Genomic DNA, 25,426 nt, shown 5'->3' with positions numbered 1-25,426 from the left:
TGCGTCCTGAACTATTTCAGGACGCATTCTGTATTAAGACTCTATTCGATTAGCATTAACTCAATAGAAAGATCAATATACTTTTATGCCTGCACTATCGGGTATTATCATATAAATGCACTATTTTTGCTCTATATTTATATTATAACATTATATCATTATGAACAACGAACTAGGACTGGACTTTAAATCCACGACTGACAAAAAATTGTTCATCGAAACCTATGGGTGTCAGATGAATGTAGCAGACAGCGAAGTTGTAGCATCCGTTATGGAAATGGATGGCTATAAAATGACTGAAAGAATTGAAGAGGCAGATGCAATTTTTGTAAATACTTGCTCTATACGCGACAATGCTGAACAGAAAGTCATTCAACGCCTCGAACAACTGAATGCGATAAAACGTAAAAAGAATAAAAATCTAATTATCGGTGTCCTCGGTTGCATGGCTGAAAGAGCTAAAGAAGACTTACTGGATAACCATCATGCAGATATTGTAGTAGGTCCCGATGCATATTTAGATTTACCTAATTTGATAGGTGCTGCCGAAAGCGGTGAAAAAGCTATCAATGTACAGCTATCAAAAACTGAAACATATAAAGATGTAATACCTTTAAAAATAGGAGGTAACCATCTTTCGGGTTTTATCTCCATCATGCGTGGATGCGATAAAATATGCACCTACTGTATCGTACCATACACCAGAGGTCGCGAACGCAGCAGAGAACCTCAGAGCATACTAAACGAACTGAATGATCTAAAGGAAAAAGGCTTTAAAGAAGCAACTCTATTAGGTCAGAATGTAAACTCTTACAAATTCACACAAGAGGATGGAAGCATTGTAGATTTCCCTGCACTTCTCGGACTAGTTGCAGAAGCTGCTCCTAATATGAGAATACGCTTTACAACTTCTTATCCCACAGATATGACCGATGAAACATTAGAGGTTATAGCTAAACACGATAATCTGTGTAAATTTATCCATCTACCCGTACAATCGGGAAGCACCAAGATTCTGGGAGTAATGAAACGTAAGTACGACAGAGAATGGTATCTGGACAGAATAGCAGCTATCAAACGAATCATACCGGGCTGTGGGCTTTCGACCGATATTATGTGCGGATATCATTCGGAGACCGAAGAAGATCATCAAGAAACCTTATCTTTAATGCGAGAAGTAGGTTTTGATTCTGCTTTTATGTTCAAATATTCGGAACGTCCCGGTACATATGCTGCTAAAAAACTAGAGGACAATGTGCCTGAAGAAGTAAAGTCGAAACGCTTACAGGAAATAATTGATTTGCAAATCGAATTATCACGAATTAGCAACACTAAAGATATTGGTAATATATATGAAGTTTTGATCGAAGGCTTTTCTAAAAGATCAAAAGAACAGTTATTCGGACGTTCATCACAAAATAAAGTAGTGATTTTCGACAAGAATAGCCTACGTATTGGTCAACTGGTAAAAGTTAAGATTACCGGCAATACATCGGCAACTCTCTTTGGTGAAGTTGTTGAGTGATTAACAAAAGTTAATTACACATGGGGAAATTTTTTCTTTAACCAAAATACATTACTTTAGAAGTATATATCTAAACAATAACAGGCATTTCTTGTTAATTATATAATCATATAAACAAAAGGTTACTTATAAATAAAATTATTACAACAATGGGAAAATCAAATTCAAATTTATTATTTTTAGCTATTGGTGCTGCTATTGGTGCCGCAGCCGGTTATGTTGCCGCATCTGACAAAAAAGAAGAATGGATGCACGAAATCAACAAACTGGTTGACAAAGTTAAAAACAATGTGAAAGGTTCATGTTCTAAAGTTGAAGACCAATTGGAAGAGCTTATTGAGGATGAAGAGTAACAACGAAGAATATCAGAACTTTAGCGAACTAATAGATGAGTCAAAAGCAGACTTATCAAGCTATATAGAAAAGCGACTGGAACTAGCAAAACTCAAAGTATTTGAGAAAATAGCAAGTTCATCGTCATACATTATATATGGCTTGATGATGAGTGTTTTTGCACTCATCTTGTTTATTCTTATACTTGTTGGATTGGGAGTCGTTATTGGAGACTTACTTAATAACTATGCAGCAGGATTTGGAGTTCTACTACTTATTACTTTAGTCGCATTATTCGCTTTAATATTCAATGCGAAAAGAATCCGCAGGTACTTTCTGAACATAACCTTAAGTATAATCAAGAAAATAGAATCGGATGAAGACTAAATTGACGCCTTTACAAGAACTTCGATTAGAAAGAAGTCGACTAAAGAATGAATGTGCCGAATATGAAGAAAAATTACATGGTAATTGGCATTACGCAAAAGGTCATTTCGGACGATTGGCATTAGGCTCTGTTTTTTCATCTGCAAAAAGTGGTATTGCTGACCTATTTTCATTAGGTAAAAATCACGAATCAGACGAGGATTCAGAAGAAAATACCTCTTCACCATCTTTAGTTACTCAGATGTTTCTGGGTGCAGCTCCTTTTGTTTGGGAGATGGTACAACCTATGATTATGAACATGATAATGAAAAAAATAAAATCCATCTTTGGTGGTGGAGAAAACAAGACCAAGAAGAAATTAAAGAAAAAGAATAAAGCTTCGGATTTAGATTAATAACTCCGAAGCTTTATTATACATATTTATTTCAGCAAGCATATAGTTTTTATATGCTTTTGTTTTGCCATTTTCCTCGGGTAAGATATATGTAAGATAATACCATCAATGTTCCCCAATAAATATATTCTACAGTCCAACATACTGCAACTGATGATTTATTGTGAATAACAATCACATACATAGCACCTATATAAAACACAAGCGTTATCATTTCGAAGATTAGTGCCCAACGAGTATTTCCTGTTCCCGATATCGAATTAAACAATACAGTTCCTAAACTACATATCGGCAAAGCAAAAACCAGAACAATCAATGGCATTACGGTTTCCTGAACCAAAGACATATCTTTGTTAGAGGCAATAAGTCCAATCCAAAGTTCGGCTTTTACCAGTGTGAATATCCCCATAAGCACCACTATACCCAAATTCAGTAAACAAATCCGCTTAATTAAAGGCCAGACCTCTTCATATTTCCTTGCTCCTATCGTATTACTTACTAATGTATTTGCCGTGGTTGACAAGGCATTCATCGGTATGAAATACATCATATAAAAAGTTCTTATAATATTAGTTATAGCTAAATCTCTCTCTCCATGATTTTCTATTGCTAAAAAAAATATAAACCAAGTAGACATGGAAATTGCATACTGAGCCATAGTAAACACTGATATATTCAAAATACGGCGGATGACACCAAACCTAAATTTCATTTTATGGAAACCATACTTTCCTAGATCAACCGTCTTAAGGGTATATACCACAAAAAAGATAATTGAAGAAATCTCGGCAAGCACCGATGCCATACCAGCTCCCGCTATCCCTAATTGAGGAAATCCAAAATTCCCGAAAATCAGAAGATAGTCAAAAATAATATTTACAATTGTCATAACAAGAGCATTCAGAGTAAGCACAGAGGTTCTCGCTATCCCTACATAAAAAGCCCTGAACATTATATTAACCGACGCAAAAAAGAAACCAAATGTACGCCATCTTAAATACTCGGAAGCCGCCTCATATACATGCTCCGATTTTATCAACGTGGGTAACAGGGTCCTCGAAAACACATTCGAAAGCCCATATAATATAGCAGCAAAAACCAAGAGAAACATCATCCCTTGAAGAACAATCGTTCCGATCTGGTCAAAGTTCTTCTCTCCGTTTCGGCGTCCTATCATTATCTGGGCCCCGATACTAAATCCAAAGCCCAGCATAAAAAACGCTATATAGTATATACCGGCAAGACCGGCTGCACCAAACTCGACCTCTCCTACTCTACCCAGAAATATTGTATTGGTTATTTGCATGACATTCTGTGTCAGCAACCCTAACATTATGGGAAGACTTACCTTCCAAATATCTTTATATGAATACGTCATAAGTAATACAAAATATTTACAGCCATATTTTTAAACTAAGACCAACAATCGACTTTACATTTTCCTAAATTGTAAAATATTACACGACCTTAGTTTCAATTCGACTAGTCTAAAAAAAATGGGATGACTATGCAAATATATCATCCCAATTCCCATATAAATTATTATTTATCAGTCTATTAATTTATTAGTTTTCGTATCGGGAAATATAATCCAAGGTTTGAAAGTTTTCGCTTCTTCAAAATCCATACTGGCATACGAAATAATGATAATGACGTCTCCGGGTTGTACACGCCTCGCAGCAGCACCATTCAAGCAAATTGTACCTGTTCCACGCTCACCTTTTATTATATAAGTCTCGAAACGCTCACCGTTATTATTATTAACGATAGCTACCTTTTCGCCTGCTATCATATTAGCAGCATCCATTAAATCTTCATCAATAGTAATACTCCCTATATAGTTTAAACTAGCATCGGTTACTGTTACTCTATGAATCTTCGACTTTAAAACTTCTATTCTCATTTTTTTATATATCAATTAAGGTTCCAAACCTTTTTATTGTTTCAGTAAATATGAATTCAGATGTGCTTATGAATATACAATGTTGTCTATTAAGCGCACATCTCCACAAAACACTGTTATACAGCCTACAATATAATTGGAATCTTTCCAGGCTGAAATCTGCTGTAAAGTATTTCCATCTACAATTTCGAAGTACTCAACCTCCAAAGAGTCTATTTTATTAATATCTTCGATAACCTTGGCTCTAACTTCCTCCACTGTTTTCTGATTATAGAGTTTCCTACTCTCTGACAATACTCTATAAATATTGATCGCTTCAGTCTTTTGATTTTCACTCAATCGCTGATTACGGCTACTCATAGCCAAACCACTTTCTTCACGCCGTATTGGCATAGGCACAATCTCCACCGGAATATTGAATTGGCGTACCATCTGTCTTATAATTGCCAACTGTTGAAAATCTTTTTCGCCAAAGTAAGCTTTATCAGGTTTTACGATACCAAAAAGGCGGCTTACTACCTGAGCCACACCGTTGAAATGACCAGGACGAAACTTACCTTCCATCACCTTATCCAGCTGTCCGAAGTCAAACTGTCGATTATCCGGCTCCGGATAGATCTCTTCAACAGAAGGTACAAAAACAATGCCAGCACCTGCAGCTTCGAGAATGTTCGTATCTTGCTTTATTGTTCTCGGATACTTTTCTAAATCTGCCTGATTATTGAATTGAGTCGGATTAACAAAAATACTAACCACACAGACATTATTCTGTTCACAGCATTTTTTGACTAAAGAAATATGTCCTTCGTGGAGGGCACCCATTGTTGGAACAAAACCTATTGTTCCCCCTTCATTCTTACTTATAGATACTGCTTTTTGCAGATCTTCGATAGTATATACAGTTGTCATAAACCTTTGCCTAAACTAGCCTTTAAAAGATTGTGCAAAGCAACTAAATTTTTATGAGAAATAAAATTTTAGAAAGACTTCATTTCACTAAAAATCATGTTTAACTAAACCACCCTAAATTTTCATTATCAGAAAATTGCTCAAAACCAATTTTTTTTTTATTATCTTTGTACTTTCATATAATTGAAGATAGCATACAATGAGCATAAAAAGAGTTTTATTTATTACACAAGAAATTACCCCTTATCTTCCTGAATCTTTACTAGCAAATACTTGCAGATATCTACCTCAAGCAATACAAGAAAAAGGCAAAGAAATCAGGACTTTCATGCCTAAATTCGGAAACATAAACGAACGTCGTAATCAGTTGCATGAAGTGATACGCCTATCGGGTATGAATCTTATTATTGATGATACAGATCACCCACTTATTATAAAGGTGGCTTCCATACAGGCGGCACGTATGCAGGTATACTTTATCGACAATGATGATTTTTTCAGCAGAAAAAATACAATCATGGATGATAATGGCAACGAGTTTCTTGATAATGATGAACGTAGTATCTTCTATGTAAGAGGTGTATTAGAAACCATAAAAAAACTCCGTTGGATACCGGATGTGATACATTGTCACGGATGGATGACAGCTTTGACTCCATTATATATCAAAACTGCATTTGCAGACGATCCTTGTTTTAAGGATGCTAAGGTTGTATATTCGCTATACAACGATGACTTTAAGCAACCCTTCTCTGATAAATTCGGATCAAAACTAAAATTGGCTGGAATTACAGATAAATATACCAAAGACCTAACTACAGGAGAAGAAATTAACTATGTTAAGCTTACTAATTTCGCGATGAAATATGCTGACGGCGTTATTCAAACAGCAGAGACAGTGAACCCTGCATTATTAGAATACATAAATAACAATAAAGTTAAATTTCTTCCATATCAGGGGAATGTAGATGAATCAGCAGAAGCAATAAATAATTTTTACGACACTTTGTAATTTTACAAATTCATAAAAATATTGAAAATTGATCTTTTGTTTTTGCAACTAGGTATTTTTTCTGATCTTTGGGCAACTAAAATGTAATTTAAAAGCAGAATGAAAGTAAAGTCCATATTCGCGACAATTTCTTGTTTTATAGCTTTGGCTTTGGCATCTTGTGATGATGATCTAAACGCAGTTGGAGGATCAATACAGCCACCCGCAGACACTATCTCTGTCACGACTGACACAGTGGGGGTAAAAGCAAGAACCGTATCCATGAAAGACTCGGTATATGCCCGAACCATCAATGGCGTATTAGGTAAATATGAAGACGATTTGTTCGGTACAATTAAGTCCGACTATTTATGCCAATACTTCTTTCCCGAAGGTGATAAATTCTTGGGTACTAAACAGGCAATCGATTCTGTACAGTTTGTAATTGATTTCAATACTTTTACCGGAGATACACTTGCTCCTATGGGATTATCTGTATATAAAGTTGTAAATGATTTACCCCGAAACTTTTATACAAATACAGACCCGACAAAATATATTGGCAGCAGCCCGAAACTTTTAGCCAGTGAAGCATATACAATCAGTGGAGCCCAAAAAACTGCGAATGATGCAAATACGGCAATAATTGGAAGATCAATCACTGCGGATTTAGGTATTCCTTTCGGACAAGAAATATTTGATGCTTGGAAAAATAAAACATTTACAGATAATGCTTCTTTCAATAAGTTCTTCAAAGGAACATATGTAACTACCAACTTTGGTTCCGGAAGTTTGATCCGAGTGTTATATACTAACATCCATATATACTACAAATATACCGATGTTTTAGGTAATTATGACAATACCAAAGACACTATTAGGGTCTCTCGATTCACATTGACCGTTACTCCGGAAGTAATGCAATTAAATAGCATCAAAAATAAAAATCCGGAAGAATTATTTACTGAAGGAACAGATGCTACATATTTGAAAACGCCTGCAGGTGTATATACAGAAGTAGTATTTCCTATTAAACAAATTAAAGCAAACATTGCCAGTAAGCATTCCAAGACCATCAATACTGCATTATTTACAATAAAAGGATTTACAGAGAGAGAATCAACAGCAAAATATGAATTGGGAAGACCAACCAAATTATTGCTTATAAATAAAGATTCAGTAGATATATTTTTCAGCGGCAGACAATTGACTACTAACAATAAAACGGCAATACTAGGTAGCAGGGATGCGAACAATATTTATACATTTTCGAATATTGCAAGCTTAATCAATATTTATAAAGACATGGATTTAGCTGAAGATCCCACATTTGCTATTATCCCTGTTGAAATAGGTATGGCCGCTCAAATCGATCCAAGTACGGGTTCGACTGTATATGTTCAAACAGGTGTATTTAATTATCTGCAACCTTCGACAAGTATAATTCGAAACGATGAGAAGAATATGAGGCTAGAACTTATATATACGAAGTTCTAGATCCCGATATAGTCGCATTAAACAGCTACCTTCCGTGGCAAGGATAGCATAACGAAAGTTAGCAAATGCTGCTACAAAGAAATAAGAGAAAACATGCAACGTACCTATTATTCCTAATATATTTAGGGTACTTTGCTGTTGTCTCTTTGTTTGTTCATATGCACGTATATGAAGGAGTTATATACGTACATTCGCATCCATATCGAAAATCACAAGACATACCATACAACTCTAATAAACTACCATTAGAGACTCACCAGCACACAGCAGCCTCATTCTTTACCCTTAATCAGGTATCTAATATTACTTCAGGTGAAGCTCAATCTTTTAATTTCACTGACCTTATATTAAGCTCTAACGATATATTCTACAAAGAATATAAAGTTAGTCCGGCATTAACTACTCCAGTAAGAAGATACAGACTTCGCGCTCCTCCGTTAGCTTAACATCATCATCTTAAACTTCATTTTTTATAGACTAACCTCGTTTAGACTATAAAACGTTTGTGTTATTATTCAAAATAACACCTTAAAAAACATCCTAAATATCTTTTTTCAGAATTACATCTAGCTGATTCTGAAAGTCATTCATCATTATATAGGGTCATATAAAGATACTTATTACTTATTGGTATGAGTAAATATATAGATCTGATGATTGTGTAATGCTATTACTATCGTATTCTTTAAAATGGACAATTATGAAATCAAAATATATACTCACAATACTACTTATTTTTATATGTGCACTGCCTTTACTTGCCGGCCCAGAACATATTACAAATATTTCGGGACAAGTTATTAATTCACAAACCAAAGAGCCAATTGCTGATGCAACCCTATCTATTGAAGGAACTCAGACTCAAACTCTATCTGATGACAATGGATATTTCTTAATCAAGAATATACATTCAGGAAAATACATATTACAAATACAGGCATTAGGATACAGTATTGACAGACAGGAAATAAATCTAGCACCTTATTTAACAAAGATGTTAGTTATTGAACTTAATCCCGAAAGCTACGAACTTGGAGAGGTGGCAGTAACAGGCTATGCTTCGAGATTAAAAAGAGATGTTTCTCCGATTATTGTTTCTCAACTTACACCCAAAACATTTGAAGCAACTCAGTCACTAACACTTGGGCAGGGATTAAATTTCAGTCCAGGGGTACGTGTAGAGACAACCTGTCAGAATTGCGGATCTCAGGAAGTAAGGATCAATGGCCTGGAAGGGCATTATTCCGAAATTCTTATAAATAGTCAGCCTGTTGTTGGCGCATTAACAAAAACATATGGACTAGATCAAATACCCCTTAACATGGTAGACGAAATAAATATCATACGGGGGGGAAACTCTGCATTATATGGATCACATGCTATTGGTGGCGTTATTGACATCATAACTAAGGAGCCAGCAGATAACTATTATGAAATAAAGTACAACCTATCTTTAATTGATGGGAAATCTGCTGATAATATGTTATTATTCAATACTTCACTTGTTGATAAAAATAAAACATCAGGGATTAGCGTATTTGGTAATATGAGAAGCAGAAACCCTTGGGATGCTAATGACGACGGTTTTTCTGAAATCGGCAAGAACAGAGCATCCTCTTTAGGATTTAACTCATTTATAAAGCCTACCAATAAAAGCAAGATTTTAGCAGAATATCGTTATACATCAGAAGAACGCCGAGGTGGTGATAGCTTCAACAAACCTCCTCACGAAGCCAATATAGCGGAATATAGTGATTTTAAAATACATTCGGGTTCCGTAGACTACTCCCAGTTCTTTTATAATAATAAGCATCGCCTAAATGTACACATTGCGCTACAAGATGCTAATCGGGATAGCTATTTTGGCGCAGGTCAAGAACCGAACGGATATGGCAAAACAACAGAATTTACTTTTATAGGGAATGCTAAATATGATATGAATATAGATAATCTTCTTTTTATGCCTGCCAAGTTAACAACCGGATATACTCAAAGCCACGACCTACTACGTAATGAGCTTGCAGGATATAATTACAAACAAAATCAGAATATAAACATCGGGACTTTGTATTTTCAGAATGAATGGCAAAACGAAAAACTATCCATAGCTCTTGGAGCCAGGCTCGAGAAGCATTCACTTATAGATAATTTGAACCTAATGCCGCGAGCTAATATACGCTACAAAGTATTTGGTGACGTAAACTTACGTGGAGGATATACAGTAGGATACCGAGCTCCTGAAATAACCGGAGCGGATCTAGATATAGCAATACAAGGAGGGAAGGCAACACTTCTCAATTTTGCTGAAGATATAAAACCTGAACGTTCACGTAGTTTTTCGGGAGGATTTGACACTAAATTCTACAATGAGAGCTTCTACTCTTATTTCTTAGTCGAAGGATTCTTTACACGTATTGATAATGCATTTATTGATAGAATTGTTGGCGAAAACGAAACAGGTAATACAATGGTACAACGCGAAAATGTAAATAGAGCAACCATATCGGGTATAAACTTCGAAACTTCTATACAACCTACTGAATGGATACAAATAGATGGAGGGTATACTATCCAACGAGGGAGATACAAATCACCCGAAGCATGGTCGGATGATGAAACTGTAGAAGCTACTAAAGAAATGCTAAGATCTCCCCGACAATATGGTTTTATATCGGTAACAGCCAAGCCTAGATCTCCTTTTACGGCTTCGGTATCGGGAACATACACAGGATCAATGTATGTACCACACCTTGCAGGATACATAGAGAACGATGTTTTGAAGAAAACTCCACGCTTCTTTGATATGACAGTTAAACTTGCCTATTCTTTTAAACTGAATGCATACAACAAGGCTGAAATAAGCGGAGGTGTGCAAAATATTTTTAACAGAATGCAACAAGATTTTGACAAAGGAATAAATAGAGATGCAGACTATATATACGGTCCCTCACTTCCAAGAACATACTTTATTGGTCTGAAATTAAGCTCTTTCTAAAACCAAATGAATTTACACCTCATTTATAATAGCTATATTATTAACAAAATGATATAAATCGCCCGCTGTTAATATAGAATAATGAGGTGTGATTTTTCTTGGGTTCTATAAATTTGATGTTATCTTTGTTCTACAGAATAATACTTTATTCTGCTAATTAAGATGCTCGATACTATACTTAAAGGAATATTCATAGGACTATTAGTCTCCGCTCCCATGGGTCCCATAGGAGTCCTGTGCATACAGCGAACCCTAAATGAGGGTCGGTTGCATGGATTCATATCTGGATTAGGAGCATCCTTATCTGATATAGTATATGCCATAATATCGGGACTAGGCATTAGTTTTGTCATGGATTTTGTTGAACAGAATCATTATCCTTTACAAATTGCAGGTAGTTTTCTTCTTCTCATAGCAGGCTATTATATCTATCAATCCAATCCGGCAAAAAAACTATTCAGGCAAGATGAAAAAAAATCTCCCTATTGGAAAAACCTTGTTTCATCATTCTTTATAAACCTCTCTAACATTGGCATCCTGTTTTTCTTTATAGCCATGTTTGCACGCTTCAACTTCATAGACCCCAACGAATCATCAAAGAACATAGTAGGCATCCTCTCTATCGGATTAGGAACTGTTATTTGGTGGCTTTTGATTTCTACGGTAGTAGACAAGGTTCGTTCAAAATTTAATCCCAGAGGACTTAAGCTATTCAATAATGTGCTAGGAATAATACTTGCAACCATAGGTGTTGTCGGACTCATTACAAGTGCTTATGCCTACCTAGCATAATTATCTATTAGACATCTAACAAAAACTTCATAAAAAAAGGAGAGGGAATACTAATTGTATTCCCTCTCCTTTTTTTATATCTTTTCTTCTTACAATTATAGAGATAATCCCATTATTAAAGATGGATAAATACCTAATATAATATTAAGAATTATTGCAATAGAAGCTACTAAAACATATCTAACAGGAACTTTAAGTGTAGATTCACTTACTGATTCTTTTGTAAACATCACATTGGCTGTTCCGAAGTAATAGAAGATTGCTATAATAGAATTGATAATACCGAATACCACTAGAATCAGATAGCCGGCATCCACCATTTGCGTAAACATAAATAATTTGGCAAAAAATCCTGCAAATATAGGTATACCTCCTAAAGAAACTAAAGCACAAGTTAATATTCCTGCTAATAATGGATTTCGTCTGGCCAATCCATATAGATTCTCTACGTTTTCATGCCCTTTTCCTTCACTTACAGCCATTATGACTGCAAAACCTGCAATACCCGCCAAAGAATATGCCGCAGCATAATATAGAAGGCTATTTGCTGCATCACTACTAGTCGAAAGTAAGTCCATCATCATAAATCCTGCATGAGAAATACCCGAATAAGCCATCATACGCTTCAGACTCTTTTGATTAAGAGCTGTAATATTTCCGACTGTAAGCGATAATATAGAGAATACCACAATTGATATCTGAACTGCAGGCGTCATAGCCGCACCCATTATCACGACCACTTTATAAAGAGTTGCAATTGCAGCCACCTTTACTAAAGTACTCATCAGAGTAGTTACAAGTGTAGGAGAACCCTCATATACATCGGGGGCCCAAAAGTGAAAAGGAACTACCGAAGCCTTAAATAAAAGCCCAACGAGAATCATTATAAATCCCATGTTAAACCATATAGGCAGATTAGCTCCTTCAGCCTTAGATACTTCTGCAATGATTGCTATATCAAATGATCCGATTGCTCCATAAACAAGGGCTATACCAAACAATATAAAACTCGAAGCAAAAGCACCCATAATGAAGTACTTCATTCCTGCCTCATTACTGCTTATTCTGCCCGGATTACTTGCAGCTAAAACGTAAGCGCCTATCGATAACACCTCGATTCCGATAAAGAACATCGAAAGGTTACCAAACGAAACCATCGCAATGGCTCCGGATAAAAGAAAAACCTTGAGAGATACATAATCAGCAATCCTCTCTATTTTATCTTTATAAAACTCTGGACTCATTGCAATTACAAAAGTTGCAAGGATAATAAACAGGATAGAAAAACCTCGCGAATAACTGGTACTTACGATCATATTGTAATCGTCACGATAGAAGAAAGACTCTCCTAAATAGAACTCGGCAATAGTCATTCCCAATATACCAGCCAACAACAGTAATGTTACAGGTACAAGTATTTTTCTCAAATTTAAAATCTCTAATAAAAGACAAACAATGCCCAGTCCAGAGACAGCTATCAATGTACTCATTATATATTTTAGCTAAACAGTTATCTATTCACATACATTAAAATTTCTTGAAGACTCGGTGAAGCCAAATCGACAATAGGTTTGGAATACAAACCAAAAAACAGTAAAACAGCAGTTAGCAAAATGAAGACAATTCCTTCATTCACCGTTAAGTCTGCAAATGGTTTCTTACGCACTTCGCCCAACATTACAAGCTGATACATGTGCAACATGAAGAAAGCACCCAAAAACATAGATGTACCAATAAGAATTGTGTACCATATACTAACCTGATATAGTCCATACATAATTGTCAACTCTCCTACAAAGTTAAAAGACAATGGTATAGTTATAGAAGCCATTATCATTAAAAAGAAGGCTATTGTAAACTTAGGAGCCTGTCCTTTAATACCTCCCATTTGACTGATCAAAGGAGTATTAAATCGCCTGTATATAACTTCCGAACCAAAAAATAAGCCAACGATACCAAAACCATGCGCAACCATTAATAATACCGCTCCTTGAAGACCATCTAAAGTCAATGCATATATTCCGGCAGCAATAAAGCCTACGTGGGCCAATGAAGCATAAGCAAAGAAGCGTTTCAGGTTATCCTGCTTTAAGGCTACAATAGAACCATAGATCACACCGATTATCGACAAAGTCAAAACCACAGTCTGCATACTATGAGCGGCATGAGGTGCAATTGGCAACTGCCAACGTAAAGCACTATATAGAGCCATTTTCGACATTAATGCACCCAAAAGTAATGTACCCACTAAAGGAGCCTTTTGATATACATTTGCTTGCCATGTGTGAAAAGGAAAAATAGGAATCTTAATAGCATATGCAAAAAAGAATGCTAGAAAAATCCATAATTGCTCAGTATCACTCAAGTTAGCGTTATATAAATCATATAATTGGAAACTTCCTGTTTTCGTATATAAGTAAATAATAGCTCCCAGCATAAACAACGAACCGGCAAATGTATATATAAAGAACGTCAACGCCGATCGTCTTCTTTTCGACATCGAACCATTCCCCCATAATACAACAATGAAGTATATAGGTATAAGAGATAATTCCCAGAAAACATAATATAATAAAGCATCGCTACTTAAGAATACTCCGGTCATGGCAAATGCCATAAACAAGATCAAACTATAAAGCAACTTTTCGTACGGAACTGTATGAGATACAGCCGTCAATAATATAATAGGTAATAAGACCGAAGTCAACAATACCATAATCAGCGACAAACCATCTGCCTTGAGCGAAAACATCACCGAAGGATTATTAATCCACTGTACACTAAAGCTAGTTCCCGTATTGTGATACTCTAATAATAATGCTATTGAAAAGATTGCTGTAATAATAGCAAACAACATAGCAACTTTAGGAGCCCATCTGTTTCCTGAAAGATAAGTAAGAATTGCACCTACTAGTAAAATGATTAATATAATAGCGATATTCATGTCTCTTTTTTAATTTTTAAGGTCTCATACCTTTTTATTGCTTTGAAAACCACAGCAGCTATAGCCTGTTATAATTTTAAAATATATCATTAAATACTTTCATTACTTAAACCAGAAATAAACAAATGATTAACAAGCAGAATGCTACAACAAAGAATGAAAGATAAAATCCAACACTTCCGTTTTGTAAGGCTTTTGCCGGAGCGGATAGTCCTTTAGCAATTAAAGCAAACCCGAATACCACTCCTGTTATTATACTTTCTACAATACTATTGAAGAAGTTAGACATTGCATAGATTGGCTTTATAAATATTGTATTATATATCTCATCAATATAATATTTATTGTAAAGAACTTTTGCAAAACCGGTAATCTTTTCATCTTCTTCGGGTACTGTAGACTTAGTCATATATTTATAATATGCTAAACTCATACCAATAAGAGCAATAAGGGTTGAAACTCCCATAAATACCATTTGTTCTGTTGAGAAACCATGTGCTTCGACAACATCCGAACCCGAAAATATAGGAGATAAATAATTATTCAACCAACTATATCCAAAAGGTAAGCTAATCAAACCTCCCACAGTAGCCAACACTCCTAATACGATAAGAGGCATAGTCATAGAAGAAGGTGATTCATGTAAATGTTTCTTTTGTTCCGAAGTACCTCTGAATTCTTTGAAGAATGTAAGATACAATACTCTGAACATATAGAAAGCTGTTAGTAAAGACGCCAACATAGCAACTACCCAAAGAATAGGGCTATTTTGGAATGCAACTAACATTATTTCGTCTTTCGAGAAGAACCCTGCAAATGGAGGTATCCCCGAGATAGATAATGTCGAAACCAAGAATGTAATATAAGTGATAGACATCACGCCTTTCAAGCCACCCATTTTTCGCATATCCTGTTCGCCACCCATTGCATGGATAACCGAACCTGACCCTAAGAATAAACAAGCCTTGAAAAAAGCATGTGTTATTACGTGGAACACAGCAATCTGATAAGCTCCAAGTCCCAAAGCTAAGAACATAAGTCCGAGTTGAGAGACAGTAGAATATGCTAGTACCTTCTTAATGTCCGTTTGAACAATTCCTATCGAAGCAGCAAACAAAGCTGTTACAGCACCAATGATAGCAATGAAGTATTGAATATCAGGGGTAAGGTCGAATAAGAAGTTCAATCGGGTAATCATGAATATACCCGCTGTTACCATCGTTGCAGCGTGTATCAATGCCGATACAGGTGTTGGACCTGCCATCGCATCGGGTAACCATGTATATAATGGTATCTGAGCACTTTTACCCATTGCTCCAATAAATAAGCAGAAGGCTGCTACACCTAATAATGCCGAAGTTTCGGGAGTAGTAGTTGTAGAAAGTGCTAATTTTAAAGTTGCAAAATCGACTGTTTTAAACAGATATGCTAAAGTGAAAACTCCGGTTAAAAAACCTAAGTCCCCTATCCTATTCATTATAAATGCCTTTTTAGCGGCATCATTAAATTGTTGATTTTTATACCAGAAGCCAATCAATAGGTATGAACATAATCCTACTCCTTCCCATCCGATAAACATTACCAGTAGGTTGTTTGCTGTTACAAGCACAATCATAAAGAAGATAAACAGATTGAGATAGGAGAAAAAACGATCTACGTTTTCATCATCATGCATGTACCCTATCGAATAAATATGTATCAATGTTCCGATACCCGTTACAACCAGTAACCAAAGTAACGAAAGCTGATCGAGAACAAAAGCAAGGTTTACTGAGAATTCGCCGAAAGCTACCCATTGAAAAAGATGAACTTCGATTGCCTGTCCGGTCGAAAGTATCTGTATAAAATAAAAGAGGGAGATTGCAAAACTACCCGTTACTGCTGCTGTAGCAATAATTCCGGGTAACGATCGCCCAATCTTTTTACCTACACTCAGATTGATTAAGAAACCAACCAGAGGAAAAATTAAAAGTAATAATACTAACCCTGTTTCCATTCAAAATTACCCTTTCAAGTTTTTTAATTTATCGATATCTATTGAACCGATATTTCTATAGATTGAGACTAATATAGCCAATCCTACCGCGACTTCTGCCGCTGCGACTGCCATTGCGAAGATGACAAATACCTGTCCGCTGACATCTTGATGATAAACCGAAAATACGGCTAACAACAAATTTGCAGCTGCAAGCATCAATTCAACCGACATCAGCATAACTATTGTACTGCGTCGATACAAAATACCAAGTACACCTACACAAAATAATAATGTAGAAAGATAGATGTAATTGTTAATACCAACTTGTTCTAATATATCCAGCATATCTTAAGCTTTTTTCTCTCTTTTTGAAATCAATACAGCTCCAATCATTGCAGTAATAAGCAAAATGGAAGCAAACTCAAATGGCACCATGTATTCGTCGAGCAATACTTGTCCTATAACCTGTACCGACTGAAAATCGATATTTTCGGCCTTATAAGATTCTATTACAACATTAGCTTTAAGGAATACTGCAAGTATAACTATTGCTGTTAAACATACCGATACGGCAGCAGCTATACGACTTGCCACTTTTTTCTTTGGCTCATGCTGATCACTCAAATTCATAAGCATCAATGTAAACAGCAATAATATCATAATAGCACCTGTGTATACTATGATATGCACCACTGACAAGAATTGTGCATTAAGCATCAAAAAATGACCTGCAATAGAGAAAAAGCAGACAACCATATAAACAGCACTATGTATAGGATTTTTTGCCAAAACGGTCAAAATACCTGTACCCAGAGTAATTGTTGCCAGAATATAAAAAATTATCGTTATCATTTTATATATGTTAAGGTCACTGACCTAATTTAACTCTTTATTTTGTATCGGTTTAAGTCCCGCATATTTTCCTGATTTTCCATCTTCGACAGAAATAACAAGTTTGTCTTTTCCGTAAATAAAACTTTGTCTTGTAACATCGGGTTTCACGTGCTTTTGAGACTTAGTCAAATAGATAGCATCTTTCGGACAAGCTTCTTCACACAATCCACAGAAAATACAGCGCAACATATTGATTTCGTAGATGGCTGCATATTTTTCTTCACGATACAAATTCATTTCTTCTTTTGTACGTTCGGCAGCCTTCATTGTGATAGCTTCTGCCGGACATGCAAGGGCACATAATCCACAGGCAGTACAACGCTCACGACCTTCTTCGTCTCGCATCAATACATGCTGTCCTCTGTAAACCGGACTGTATTCTCGTTTTTGTTCGGGATACTGAACAGTCACTTTTCTTGAAAAGAAGTGCTTTATAGTAATCATCATCCCTTTAATTATCGCTATAAAATATAGACGCTCCCAGAAGGTCATCTCCTTATTAGAGACAGCCGTCTTTCTTCCCGATAATGATATATTTTCTATTGCCATAGCAAATAATTGTTTTTAGTAAGCTCGTAGAGCTTTTTATTACTTTGGTAAATATTTTTGTCTACCTGATTCTGATCAATAGCTTTATTTAAAAATCAGAATTAAAACTCCAACCAATAATATATTGAATAATGCCAAAGGGAACAACATTTTCCATCCCAGACGCATCAATTGGTCATATCTGAAACGAGGAATAGTCCATCGTACCCACATATAAAAGAATATGAAGAATGATATTTTACCCAATAGTGTAAGAACCGCTAGAGTATTTGCAATATTTCCACCCCAATTATCGGCAACCCATTCCATTCCTGGATAATTATATCCACCAAAGAATAGTATTGAGATCAATGCTGAAGAGAAGAACATACTCACATATTCAGAGAACATATAAAATCCCATCTTCATAGAAGAGAACTCGGTATGGTGTCCGTTAACCAACTCCGATTCACATTCTGCTAAATCGAAAGGTGTACGGTTACACTCTGCAAATGAACATATCAGAAATATAAATAGGGTTAGCGGTTGATAAAAAGCATTCCAACCAAAACCGGCTTGTTGTTCAGTTATTTCACGTAGGCTGAATGTTCCCGTCATCATTACAAGAGCTATCAGTGATAATCCCATTGCAACTTCGTATGAAACCATTTGAGCTCCTGCACGAATACCTCCCATTAAAGAATATTTGTTATTAGATGCCCAAGCACCAATTACTATTCCATAAATAGCAGTAGACATAACAGCAACCACATATAGTAAAGCTATATTAATATCTGCCACCTGAGGAATGTACTCTACTCCTGCAATTACAAATTTGTTAGCCCAAGGAATAACCGCACTCCCAAGTAGAGAGACAATCATTGCCATAGCCGGTCCTATCGTAAATAATACTTTATTAGGAGTATCGGGCATAAACTCTTCTTTCGAAAACAGTTTAGCTCCATCAGCTAATGGTTGTAAAATTCCGAATATACCTGCACGGTTAGGTCCGTAACGGTCTTGTATAAATCCGGCAACTTTACGTTCAGCCAAAGTCGAATACAACGCAAAAAACATTGTTACGGCAAAGACTATGATAATAAGAATAAGCTTCTCTAATATAAATGAAATTTCCATATACGGTAATACTTTCAACTATTTAATAGGTCGGTGACCTTTACTCTTCTTTTACTTCTTTAATTGCTTCCAACTCAACTGCATCATAAGGAATTGCAGGCATACTGATTTTCTTCTCATCCTGCTCTCTTCCTTCAAGAATCAGCTCATCAGCATCTATATGCACCTTTTTCAAAGGGCGAATATAGTTGTTGATATTAAGCACTGATGGTTTCTCAAACTTACGAGGTCCTTCAATTACCCAATCTTCTGCATTTTTATGATGAAAACGACAATCGTTACAGATAAACTCATCAACTTCATGATAAACATCTTTACGACCTGTTACACGTTGCACCTTATCTCCAAACATCCAAAGGGTTACTTTACCCGAACATGTCGGACAATCACGATGCGCATTGTAAGGTTTATTAAACCACACACGAGATTCGAAACGGAATGTTTTATCGGTTAATGCTCCTACAGGACAAACATCAATCATGTTTCCTGAGAAATCGTTATCGATAGCCTTAGATATATAAGTTGATATCTGAGCATGGTCGCCACGTCCAATAACACCATGTACACGTTCGGGTGTAAGCTGATCCGCCAATTTTACACAGCGGTAGCACAATACACAACGATTCATATGCAATTGAATATATGGACCAATGTCTTCGGGCTCAAACGTTCTTCTTTCTTCTTTATAGCGAGTCTTGAAATTCTTATTTCCATAAGCAAGGTTTTGTAAATCACATTCACCTGCCTGATCGCACACAGGACAATCTAATGGGTGATTGATCAACAAAAATTCGGATACAGCTCTACGAGCATCCAAAGCTTTGGGTGATGTAGCACTTTTCACCTCCATTCCATCCTGAACCGCTGTAACACACGACGGTTGTAGTTTTGGCATAGGGCGAGGGTCTCTTTCGCTCCCCTTACTTATCTCTACCAAACAACAACGACATTTGCCACCACAATCTTTCAGTTTAGAATAGTAACACATGGTAGGAGGCACACTAGGTCCACCAATAGCACGTGCTGCTTCCAACACAGTAGTACCGGCTTCTACATCTATTGTATGTCCATCTATTGTAACTTTCATAGGTACTTATAATGAGAGTAAATGTCTAACCTTTTCCATAGGTTCATTTACAAAGTGATTTCTATTTTTTATTTTTTCAGGGAAACGTACGTGATATTCAAATTCTTCACGGAAATGACGAATTGCAGCAGCCACAGGCCATGCAGCAGCGTCACCTAGTGGGCAAATAGTATTTCCTTCTATTTTACTTTGAATATCCCAAAGAAGGTCGATGTCTTCTTGACGTCCATGACCGTTTTCGATACGTTCAAGAATTTTTTCCATCCATCCTGTACCTTCACGGCAAGGTGAACATTGTCCACAACTTTCGTGATGATAGAATCGTGAAAAATTCCACGTATTACGCACTACACATGCCGAATCATTATATACGATAAAACCTCCTGATCCCATAGATGATCCGGTTGTGAAACCACCATCAGCAAGAGATTCGTAAGTCATCAGACGATCTTCACCGTTCGCAGTCTTAAAGATATAATTTGCAGGAAGGATTGGCACAGATGAGCCTCCGGGAATAAACGCCTTTAAAGGACGGTCATCAATCATACCACCAAGATATTGATCGGAGTTCATAAATTCATCTACAGTCATACCCATTTCAATTTCATACACTCCCGGATTTTTGATATGTCCCGAAGCCGAAATCAATTTAGTTCCTGTCGATTTACCTAAACCTATTTTAGCATACTCCTCACCACTGTTATTTACGATCCACGATACAGCCGAAATCGACTCTACGTTGTTCACAACAGTTGGTTCAGCCCATAATCCGCTTACAGCAGGAAATGGTGGTTTGATACGAGGATTACCTCTTTTGCCTTCTAATGATTCTATAAGAGCAGTTTCTTCTCCACAAATATATGCTCCTGCTCCACAGTGTACATATAAATCGAGATTATAACCCGTTCCCAATATATTTTTACCTAACCATCCATTGGCATAGGCTTCTTTTATAGCTTTTTCAAGGATTTTGAATACCCACATATATTCACCACGAATGTAAATATACGATAGGTTTGCTTCTAAAGCGAAACTCGATATAATAGCTCCCTCGATCAATAAGTGAGGAATGTACTCCATTAGGAAACGATCTTTAAAAGTTCCGGGTTCCGACTCATCGGCATTTACAACCAAGTGACGAGGTTTCCCTGATTTCTTATCGATAAAGCTCCATTTTAGTCCCATGGGGAATCCTGCTCCACCACGACCTCTTAAGCCCGAAGTTTTAACTTGTTCTACGATTTCATCGGGAGTCATTGTTTTAATAGCCTTTTCTACAGCTCTATAACCTCCGTTCTTGCGATAAACTTCGTAATCCTTTATTCCGGGAATATCTATGTTCTCAAATAATATCTTTCTAGCCATCGCAAATCAATCTAGTTTTATTTTACCTTGTTTACAGTCTTCAACTAACGCATCAAACTTTTCTTCGGTCAAATGCTCGTGATAAAAATCACCTAATTGAAGCATTGGTCCATAGCCACAAGCTCCTAAACACTCAGTCCCTACTACACTAAACATGCCATCTTCGGTAGTTTCACCTTCTTTTATACCCAACTTGTTACAAGCATAATCGAGCATATCCTCACCGCCACGAATACTGCAACATGAGGTACGGCAAAATTCGAATGTATATTTACCTCTAGGGTGTTGATTGAACATGGTATAAAATGTAACCACCTCATACACCTCAATAGGATGAACTTCCAGAATTTCGGCAACCTTATTCATTAAAGGAACACTCAACCAATTGTCATGAGCATCTTGCACTGCGTGAAGCACGGGCAACATCGCCGATTTTTTCTTTCCTTCCGGATAGTGGCTGATAAACTCATTGATACGAGCCATCAAATCTTCCGTTATATTTATTTCTTGATTGTATTCTCTTTTTTCCATTCTATCTATAAGTACATCTAATTATCTATTGTACATTATTTAGATTAAGCGTCTATTATTATCTTACCAAAGCAATAAAAAGGTCTGCGACCTATGCGTCTAATTCTCCTGCGATTACATTTAGACTTGACAATGTAGCTACAGCATCCGAAAACATTCCACCTTTAATCATTTCAGGGAAAGCCTGATAATATATAAAACAGGGTCTACGGAAATGCAAGCGGTATGGAGTACGCGAACCGTCAGTAATCAAATACATACCTAATTCACCATTAGCTCCTTCTACTGCATGATATACTTCTGCTACAGGAACAGGAATTTCTCCCATCACTATTTTAAAGTGATTAATAAGAGCTTCCATGCTTGTATATACTTCGTCTTTAGGAGGAAGATAATAATCGGGCACATCTGCGTGATAATCACCTTCAGGAAGATTATCTTTAGCCTGACGAATTATTTTCAAGCTTTCTTTCACTTCGCCACAACGTACACAGAAACGATCGTATGTATCTCCCGATTGACCAACTGGTACTATAAAGTCGAAATCTTCATACGAACTATATGGTTTTGCTACACGCACATCATAATCAATACCGGTTGCTCTCAAGTTAGGGCCTGTAAAGCCATAATTCATTGCTTTTTCAGCAGAGATAGATCCTACATTCACTGTACGATCCATAAATATACGGTTTCGTAGGTAAGCTCTTTCAAGTTCGTCCCAAGCTTTTGGAAATCCTTCAAGGAATTCGTCCAGTTTTCGCCATGCAGCCTCACTCCAGTCTCTCTCGAAACCTCCGATACGTCCCATGTTGGTAGTTAAACGACCTCCACAAATTTCTTCATAGATTTCGTAAACCAATTCACGGTACTTCATTACATATAGGAAAGGCGAATATGCACCCAAATCGACTCCTAAAATACCATTGCATATAAGGTGATCGGTGATACGTGCCAATTCCATGACGATAACACGCATATATTGTGCACGTTTAGGAACTTCTACACCCAAAGCTTTTTCTATGGTCATCCACCAACACATATTATTGATTGGTGCAGAACAATAGTTCATACGGTCAGTTAACGGAGTAATCTGGTAGAATGCTCTGTTTTCCGCTATTTTTTCAAAAGCTCTGTGTATATAACCTACAGTAGTATCGGCATCTAAAATTCGCTCACCATCCAAAAGTAGTATATTCTGAAATACACCATGCGTAGAAGGATGTGTAGGGCCAAAATTTAGAACCGACAACTCACGACCATCTTCGGGAGTATGATCTCTTAAGATTTTCGCAAAGCGATGTTCGGGGTGTAATAATAGGTCTGACATTTCAGTCTTTCTCTCTTTAACTTAGATAATTTCTATTGCCATATCATTTAACTATAACGCTCTTTAGCTATGGCACTAACCAAAGAAACAGGAAGGTCGCTAGACCTTATTTAGGTTGATAGTTATTCGGTGTTCGACCAAAGAAACGGTCGTCTTTGTCACTACGTCCTGAATCTTCTAATGGATATTCTTTGCGCATAGGGAAGGATGTCATTCCATCATCATTCAAAATACGTTTCAAGTTTGGATGCCCGATAAACTTAACTCCATAAAAATCGTAAGTTTCTCTTTCCATCCAATTGGCTGCGGCAAAGATATCGGTCATTGTATCGACTTCTACTTTATTACCATTCAGAAAAGTTTTTACCCTCACTCTTACATTATCAACCCAGTTATGCATCAAATATACAATAGCAAACTGAGCATCAATATCATTATCGGGATAATGCACTCCGCAAAGGTCTGTCATAAAGTTGAAACTCAAAGTTCCATCTTCTTTCATAAAACGGATTACATTCTTGATCACGGCAGGAGTAGCTTCAAACGTTAGAATGTCTTGTTCCATTCTAAAGTTCAGAACATCTGCTCCAAATTTTTCTGTTATTTTGTTTTGAATATCAATAGTTTCCAATGACATTATATATTTTATAAAAGGTTTGCGACCTTATTCAATTTTATATGACTCTAATAGTTCTTTATATACTTCCGAGCCACGACGATGTATAGATTCACTTTTTACGATTTCCTGCAATTGCATCAGCCCATCCAGAATTTGTTCGGGACGAGGAGGACAACCCGGTACATATACATCAACAGGTATAATTTTATCAATACCCTGCAATACTGAATATGTATCGAAAATACCACCAGAAGAAGCGCAAGCACCTACAGCAATAACCCATTTGGGCTCTGCCATTTGCTCGTATACATTACGCAAAATGGGACCCATCTTTTTAGAAATAGTTCCCATCACCAACAACATATCGGCTTGACGTGGAGAAAAGCTGTTACGCTCGGCTCCAAAACGTCCCATATCATAGGTTGACGCCATAGTTGCCATAAATTCGATACCACAACAAGATGTAGCAAATGGTAGAGGCCACATAGAATTAGCCCGTGCTAAACCAATTACATAATCAAATTTGGTAGCAAAAAAACCATTTCCGGTATATCCGTCCGGAGCAGGTACTATATTTATATTAGTTGATTCACTCATGATTCATGTTTTAAGCACAGAAAAATAATTTTGCTATATTATCAGTCTATAACAAGCTTCAGTTTACAATACTTAAGGTCGTAGACCTAATTTATTATTTATTCAGTGCAACAACAATTGCTTGTTATTACTTTTGAAAAACTTTCAGTTACTTATTAGTAAAAGATCTACGATCTTACTTCTCCCACTCCAAAGCTTTTCTCTTCACAATATAAAGATAACCCACCAATAGAAGAGAGATAAACCCTCCCATCTTTAACAAGCCACTAATACCTATTGTTTTGAAATTAATTGCCCAAGGGTACATAAAAATGATTTCGATATCGAAAAGTACGAAAAGAATAGCCACTAAGAAGTATTTAACCGCAAAAGGAGTTCGCGCATCGCCTATTGATTCAATTCCACATTCGAAATTTTGATTCTTTTTAGACGATCGGTGCTTAGGACCTAGATAGTTTGATATAAATATTGTTGCGAACACAAATACAACTGAAAATGCCACTTGCATCAGGATCGGCACAAAATCATATAGATTCGATTGCATATATTAGTTTTTTAGGATCTGAAAATGACAGATAGATACATTTCTCCTACAAATATAAACCTTTTCCTTTCAAATATCATCTATTAGCTCATATATTTTATCAATATAACACACACTGGCACACACACAAACCAAAAATGAATCATTTT

At 36.4% G+C, this 25,426-nt stretch carries 26 protein-coding genes; 9 read left to right on the top strand and 17 right to left on the bottom strand.

The window, feature by feature from the left end:
* The first annotated feature begins 160 nt into the window (after positions 1–160).
* The 4 genes from miaB to CLV62_RS17490 all read left to right on the top strand — a co-directional run bounded on the left by miaB (position 161) and on the right by CLV62_RS17490 (position 2,639).
* A complete protein-coding gene (gene miaB, locus CLV62_RS17505) occupies positions 161–1,525 on the top strand; it encodes a tRNA (N6-isopentenyl adenosine(37)-C2)-methylthiotransferase MiaB (RefSeq protein WP_110312073.1) in 1,365 nt (454 codons plus the stop codon).
* Between the two features lie 149 nt (positions 1,526–1,674).
* Entirely contained in the window at positions 1,675–1,878 is a 204-nt protein-coding gene (locus CLV62_RS17500) for a YtxH domain-containing protein (protein WP_110312072.1), read from the top strand.
* Positions 1,868–2,245 (top strand): phage holin family protein, encoded by a 378-nt coding sequence (locus CLV62_RS17495; protein WP_110312071.1) that lies wholly within the window; start codon positions 1,868–1,870, stop codon positions 2,243–2,245. Before CLV62_RS17500 ends, CLV62_RS17495 begins: the two co-directional genes overlap by 11 nt.
* Complete coding sequence (locus CLV62_RS17490; protein WP_110312070.1) at positions 2,235–2,639, top strand: hypothetical protein; 405 nt, start codon at positions 2,235–2,237, stop codon at positions 2,637–2,639. The genes CLV62_RS17495 and CLV62_RS17490 overlap by 11 nt, the downstream gene beginning before the upstream one ends.
* 49 nt (positions 2,640–2,688) lie before the next feature.
* On the opposite strand, the gene CLV62_RS17485 is transcribed toward CLV62_RS17490, so the two are convergent.
* From CLV62_RS17485 to panC, 3 genes are all read right to left on the bottom strand, one after another.
* Complete coding sequence (locus CLV62_RS17485; protein ID WP_245904114.1) at positions 2,689–4,017, bottom strand: MATE family efflux transporter; 1,329 nt, start codon at positions 4,015–4,017, stop codon at positions 2,689–2,691.
* Positions 4,018–4,188: 171 nt separating this feature from the next.
* A complete protein-coding gene (gene panD, locus CLV62_RS17480; RefSeq protein WP_110312069.1) occupies positions 4,189–4,542 on the bottom strand; it encodes an aspartate 1-decarboxylase in 354 nt (117 codons plus the stop codon).
* 66 nt (positions 4,543–4,608) lie between these two features.
* The gene (gene panC / locus CLV62_RS17475) at positions 4,609–5,451 is read right to left on the bottom strand and encodes a pantoate--beta-alanine ligase (RefSeq protein WP_110312068.1); all 843 of its coding nucleotides are present in this window, start codon (positions 5,449–5,451) and stop codon (positions 4,609–4,611) included.
* Between the two features lie 199 nt (positions 5,452–5,650).
* On the opposite strand from panC, the gene CLV62_RS17470 reads away from it, so the two are divergent.
* The 5 genes from CLV62_RS17470 to CLV62_RS17455 all read left to right on the top strand — a co-directional run bounded on the left by CLV62_RS17470 (position 5,651) and on the right by CLV62_RS17455 (position 11,726).
* Positions 5,651–6,463: a glycogen/starch synthase gene (locus tag CLV62_RS17470; RefSeq protein ID WP_110312067.1), complete on the top strand. Its 813-nt coding sequence runs from the start codon at positions 5,651–5,653 to the stop codon at positions 6,461–6,463.
* A gap of 99 nt (positions 6,464–6,562) precedes the next feature.
* On the top strand, positions 6,563–7,939 hold the full coding sequence (locus CLV62_RS17465) for a DUF4270 domain-containing protein (protein ID WP_110312066.1): 1,377 nt from the start codon (positions 6,563–6,565) through the stop codon (positions 7,937–7,939).
* Positions 7,940–8,097: 158 nt separating this feature from the next.
* Entirely contained in the window at positions 8,098–8,385 is a 288-nt protein-coding gene (locus CLV62_RS21575) for a hypothetical protein (RefSeq protein WP_146212779.1), read from the top strand.
* 254 nt (positions 8,386–8,639) lie between these two features.
* Positions 8,640–10,934 carry a TonB-dependent receptor gene (locus tag CLV62_RS17460; protein WP_110312065.1) on the top strand — a complete coding sequence of 765 codons (2,295 nt, stop codon included), beginning with the start codon at positions 8,640–8,642 and terminating at the stop codon, positions 10,932–10,934.
* A gap of 162 nt (positions 10,935–11,096) precedes the next feature.
* Positions 11,097–11,726: a LysE family translocator gene (locus tag CLV62_RS17455; RefSeq protein ID WP_110312064.1), complete on the top strand. Its 630-nt coding sequence runs from the start codon at positions 11,097–11,099 to the stop codon at positions 11,724–11,726.
* A gap of 95 nt (positions 11,727–11,821) precedes the next feature.
* On the opposite strand, the gene CLV62_RS17450 is transcribed toward CLV62_RS17455, so the two are convergent.
* From CLV62_RS17450 to CLV62_RS17385, 14 genes are all read right to left on the bottom strand, one after another.
* Positions 11,822–13,153, bottom strand: a complete 1,332-nt coding sequence (locus CLV62_RS17450; RefSeq protein WP_245904113.1) for an NADH-quinone oxidoreductase subunit N — start codon at positions 13,151–13,153, stop codon at positions 11,822–11,824.
* A gap of 83 nt (positions 13,154–13,236) precedes the next feature.
* Positions 13,237–14,670: a complex I subunit 4 family protein gene (locus CLV62_RS17445; protein ID WP_110312062.1), complete on the bottom strand. Its 1,434-nt coding sequence runs from the start codon at positions 14,668–14,670 to the stop codon at positions 13,237–13,239.
* A 106-nt stretch (positions 14,671–14,776) separates the two neighbouring features.
* A complete protein-coding gene (gene nuoL / locus CLV62_RS17440) occupies positions 14,777–16,666 on the bottom strand; it encodes an NADH-quinone oxidoreductase subunit L (protein ID WP_110312061.1) in 1,890 nt (629 codons plus the stop codon).
* A gap of 6 nt (positions 16,667–16,672) precedes the next feature.
* Complete coding sequence (gene nuoK / locus CLV62_RS17435; protein ID WP_050708623.1) at positions 16,673–16,993, bottom strand: NADH-quinone oxidoreductase subunit NuoK; 321 nt, start codon at positions 16,991–16,993, stop codon at positions 16,673–16,675.
* Positions 16,994–16,996: 3 nt separating this feature from the next.
* Entirely contained in the window at positions 16,997–17,500 is a 504-nt protein-coding gene (locus CLV62_RS17430; RefSeq protein ID WP_110312060.1) for an NADH-quinone oxidoreductase subunit J family protein, read from the bottom strand.
* A gap of 24 nt (positions 17,501–17,524) precedes the next feature.
* Positions 17,525–18,091, bottom strand: coding sequence for a NuoI/complex I 23 kDa subunit family protein (locus tag CLV62_RS17425; RefSeq protein WP_110312059.1), 567 nt, complete (start codon positions 18,089–18,091; stop codon positions 17,525–17,527).
* Between the two features lie 84 nt (positions 18,092–18,175).
* Positions 18,176–19,207, bottom strand: a complete 1,032-nt coding sequence (gene nuoH / locus CLV62_RS17420; RefSeq protein WP_110312058.1) for an NADH-quinone oxidoreductase subunit NuoH — start codon at positions 19,205–19,207, stop codon at positions 18,176–18,178.
* Between the two features lie 40 nt (positions 19,208–19,247).
* A complete protein-coding gene (locus CLV62_RS17415; RefSeq protein WP_110312057.1) occupies positions 19,248–20,294 on the bottom strand; it encodes a 2Fe-2S iron-sulfur cluster-binding protein in 1,047 nt (348 codons plus the stop codon).
* A gap of 6 nt (positions 20,295–20,300) precedes the next feature.
* Entirely contained in the window at positions 20,301–21,659 is a 1,359-nt protein-coding gene (gene nuoF, locus CLV62_RS17410) for an NADH-quinone oxidoreductase subunit NuoF (RefSeq protein WP_110312056.1), read from the bottom strand.
* A 6-nt stretch (positions 21,660–21,665) separates the two neighbouring features.
* A complete protein-coding gene (locus tag CLV62_RS17405; protein WP_110312055.1) occupies positions 21,666–22,190 on the bottom strand; it encodes an NADH-quinone oxidoreductase subunit NuoE family protein in 525 nt (174 codons plus the stop codon).
* Between the two features lie 91 nt (positions 22,191–22,281).
* A complete protein-coding gene (locus CLV62_RS17400) occupies positions 22,282–23,517 on the bottom strand; it encodes an NADH-quinone oxidoreductase subunit D (protein WP_110312054.1) in 1,236 nt (411 codons plus the stop codon).
* Between the two features lie 106 nt (positions 23,518–23,623).
* Complete coding sequence (locus tag CLV62_RS17395) at positions 23,624–24,154, bottom strand: NADH-quinone oxidoreductase subunit C (protein WP_110312053.1); 531 nt, start codon at positions 24,152–24,154, stop codon at positions 23,624–23,626.
* A gap of 27 nt (positions 24,155–24,181) precedes the next feature.
* Entirely contained in the window at positions 24,182–24,733 is a 552-nt protein-coding gene (locus tag CLV62_RS17390; protein WP_110312052.1) for an NADH-quinone oxidoreductase subunit B, read from the bottom strand.
* 175 nt (positions 24,734–24,908) lie between these two features.
* Positions 24,909–25,277, bottom strand: a complete 369-nt coding sequence (locus CLV62_RS17385) for an NADH-quinone oxidoreductase subunit A (protein WP_050709568.1) — start codon at positions 25,275–25,277, stop codon at positions 24,909–24,911.
* Between the last annotated feature and the right edge of the window lie 149 nt (positions 25,278–25,426).

The sequence above is a fragment of the Indolivaga alginatilytica genome, from assembly GCF_003201355.1.
Taxonomy (GTDB): Bacteria; Bacteroidota; Bacteroidia; order Bacteroidales; family Dysgonomonadaceae; genus Dysgonomonas_A; species Dysgonomonas_A alginatilytica.
The sequence above is the reverse complement of the archived record's forward strand: the minus strand, read 5'-3'. Positions and strand labels throughout refer to the sequence as shown.